The organism is Dietzia sp. SYD-A1 (assembly GCF_015356725.1).
Lineage (GTDB): Bacteria > Actinomycetota > Actinomycetes > Mycobacteriales > Mycobacteriaceae > Dietzia.
The window spans coordinates 1-2,826 of record NZ_JADDKI010000046.1; the positions used below are offsets into that span (position 1 = coordinate 1).

The window sequence follows — 2,826 nt, forward strand, 5'->3', positions numbered from 1 at the left end:
CCCGACGACGGCGGCGGGCAATCCCCTGACGGTGCGGCCGGCGGCGTCGACCAGTCCGAGCTGGCGGGTCAGGTCCGCTCCCCGGTCGATCACCCGGAGGACGAACTTCCGGGCCGGCTTGCCGCCGCTTCCCCCGATCGGGTGGATCTCGCAGGGCACGGAGAACAGCGAGTCGAGTTCGCCGGCCAGTCGCTCGGCGATCTCGCCCGAATCGACCTCCGCCTCGATCACGAGGCGGCCCGAGAGGACCTGGAGGGTGCCCGCGAAACGCAGGAGTGAGGCGATCTCCGCCTTCCTGGTCTCCGCGTTCCCGACCGGGACTCTCACCAGTTCGGACTTGACCTGCGCGGTCAGTGACACGCCCTGCTCCTTCGTTCTCCGGTCATCCGTCGGCCCCCGCCGTCACCGTGGCGGCGAGCGCCCGGGCGAGCAGAGCGGGGTCGTGCACGGGCTTCATCGTCCCATCCGGTGCTGTCCGGGCGATGTCCGCCACCATGACCCGCGCCCCCAGACCCGCCGCCGCCCGGTCGAGGTGTTCACGTTCGGTGTCGCTCAGTGGCATCCGCGGGTCCACCAGCACCACGTCCACGTCGACCGCGGGAGCGTGCTGGCGCAACACGTGGAGATGCTGCTCCGCGGAGAACCCGGCGGTCTCACCGACCTGCGGCGCCAGGTTGAGCACGAGCGCCCTGGTCGCGGACGTGCGGGCCAACGCGGAGGCGATGTCCGGGACCAACACGTTCGGTATGACGCTCGTGAACCACGAGCCCGGTCCCAGCACGACCATGTCCGCCGCCTCGATCGCCTCCACGACGCCGTCCGCCACGGGCGGGTCGGCGGGGATGAGCCGCACCCGGCGCACACTGCCGGGCGTGGTGGCCACCGCGACCTGGCCGATGATCGTGCGCACCACGCGGGGGTCGGCTTCCAGTCCGACGACCTCCGCGGCGATGTCCAGGGCGACCGGCGACATGGGGAGCACACGTCCGGTCACCCCGAGCATCGCCCCGACGGCGTCGAGCGCCTCGACGGGGTCCCCGAGCAGTTCCCAGAATCCGGCGAAGACGAGGTTGCCCACGGCGTGTCCCGCCAGCGCCCCGGTCCCCCCGTAGCGGTGCTGGAACAGACTGGTCAGCTGAGCGTGCTCGTCGTCATCGGCCGCGAGTGCGCACAGCGCCATCCGCAGGTCGCCGGGCGGCAGGATGTCGAGTTCGCGACGGAGTCGCCCGGAGGACCCACCGTCGTCCGCCACGGTCACCACCGCGGTCACGTGCTCGGCGACCATACGCCCGGCGCGGAGGGTGGCGGACAACCCGTGGCCCCCGCCCAGGGCGACGAGCGACCCCAGCCGATCCGGCGCCCCCGCCGTGCTCTGACGTGTCATCCGATCACTCTCGTCCGAGATCACGGTGGCGGACGTGGACGTCGACGGAGTCGAGGCCGGACAGTCTCCCGGCCAGTGATTCGGAGATCGCGACGCTGCGGTGTTTGCCCCCGGTGCACCCCACGGCGATGGTCATGTACCGCTTGCCCTCCCGGCGATACCCGGTCATCGCCAGGCCGATCATCGAGACCGCCGCGCGCAGGTACTCCTCGATCGACGGATCCGCCAGGACGTAGTCCTGGACCGGCTTCTCGCGGCCGGTGTGCGCCTGGAGTTCGGGAATCCAGTGCGGGTTGGGCAGGAACCGCATGTCGAGCAGCATGTCCACGTCGACCGGCACCCCGTACTTGAAGCCGAAGGACTCGACGGTGAGGTGGAAATCGAATCCCAGGTCGCCGAACGGCTTCTCGAGTCGGTGCCGGAGATCATGGACGCTCAACGAGGTGGTGTCGACCACCACGTCCGCGCGTCCGCGAATCCCCTCCAACACCTTGCGCTCCCGTTGGATCCCGTCGATCAGCCCGTCCCCCGACTGCAACGGGTGGGATCTCCGGACGTTGTTGAACCGCTTGACCAGGGCCTCGTCCGAGGCGTCCAGGAAGAGGATCCTCGCCTCGGGGCGGCCGTCGAAGCGCCCGAGCAGTTCTCCGATGTGCTCGTCGAATCCCAGGCTGCGGACGTCCGCGACGATCGCGAACCTCCTGGGTTCCTCGCGGGCCTCGGCGAGACGATCCACCAGCTCCCCGACGAAACGGAGCGGGAGGTTGTCCACGACGTACCAGCCGAACTCCTCGAGCACCTTCGACGCCGTGCCCTTGCCCGCACCGGACATCCCACAGATGAGTAGGAGTTCGCGTCCCTCATCGTTCACGTCCATGGTTCACCTCGAGTCGCTCGTCCGGTCGTCGACCTCACGGTCCGAGTCTCCCATGTCCGCCCGTCCCCCGTCCGTACCCGGTTGGTCCGCGGGCGGGGCGTCCGGGGATCCCAGGGTCGCGCGGATCGCCGCCGCGACCCCGGGGCCTATCCCGGGGACCGCGCAGAGGTCGTCCACTCCGGCGGCGCGGAGTGCCGAGACGGTGGGGAACTTCTCCAGCAGCGCCGCCCGGCGTGAGGGTCCGAGCCCGGGCACGTCGTCGAGGATCGACGTCGTCATCCGTCGGGATCTGGCTCCCCGGTGGGCCCGGATCGCGAAACGGTGCGCTTCGTCGCGGAGTCGTTGCAGCAGGAACAGTCCCTCGCCGTGCCGGGGGAAGATGACCGGGTACTCCTCTCCGGGCAGCCAGATCTCCTCGAGACGTTTGGCGATGCCGATCACCGGGACGTCGTTGACGCCCAGTTCGGACAGGACCTCGGCGGCCGCCTCCACCTGGGGTCGGCCGCCGTCGACGACGAAGAGCTGGGGCGGGTAGGCGAAGCGGCGGGTGGGCGCGGATCTGCCG

General features: G+C 70.4%; 4 protein-coding genes. All 4 read right to left on the reverse strand.

Translation table 11 applies throughout. From position 1 onward, the window contains the following. The coding region (gene whiA / locus IY392_RS02505; RefSeq protein ID WP_194860422.1) for a DNA-binding protein WhiA at positions 1 to 360 on the reverse strand (360 nt) is incomplete at its 3' end. A 22-nt stretch (positions 361 to 382) separates the two neighbouring features. After that, entirely contained in the window at positions 383 to 1,384 is a 1,002-nt protein-coding gene (gene yvcK, locus IY392_RS02510) for a uridine diphosphate-N-acetylglucosamine-binding protein YvcK (RefSeq protein WP_107758092.1), read from the reverse strand. Positions 1,385 to 1,388: 4 nt separating this feature from the next. Further along, entirely contained in the window at positions 1,389 to 2,261 is an 873-nt protein-coding gene (rapZ, locus tag IY392_RS02515) for an RNase adapter RapZ (RefSeq protein WP_107756511.1), read from the reverse strand. Between the two features lie 3 nt (positions 2,262 to 2,264). Beyond that, the coding region (locus IY392_RS02520; protein WP_255541995.1) for a helix-hairpin-helix domain-containing protein at positions 2,265 to 2,826 on the reverse strand (562 nt) is incomplete at its 5' end.

Excerpts from the sequence above, each read along its gene's own strand:
- yvcK (WP_107758092.1), bottom strand. The coding sequence starts at position 1,384 with ATGACACGTCAGAGCACGGCGGGGGCGCCGGATCGGCTGGGGTCGCTC.
- rapZ (WP_107756511.1), bottom strand. The coding sequence starts at position 2,261 with ATGGACGTGAACGATGAGGGACGCGAACTCCTACTCATCTGTGGGATG.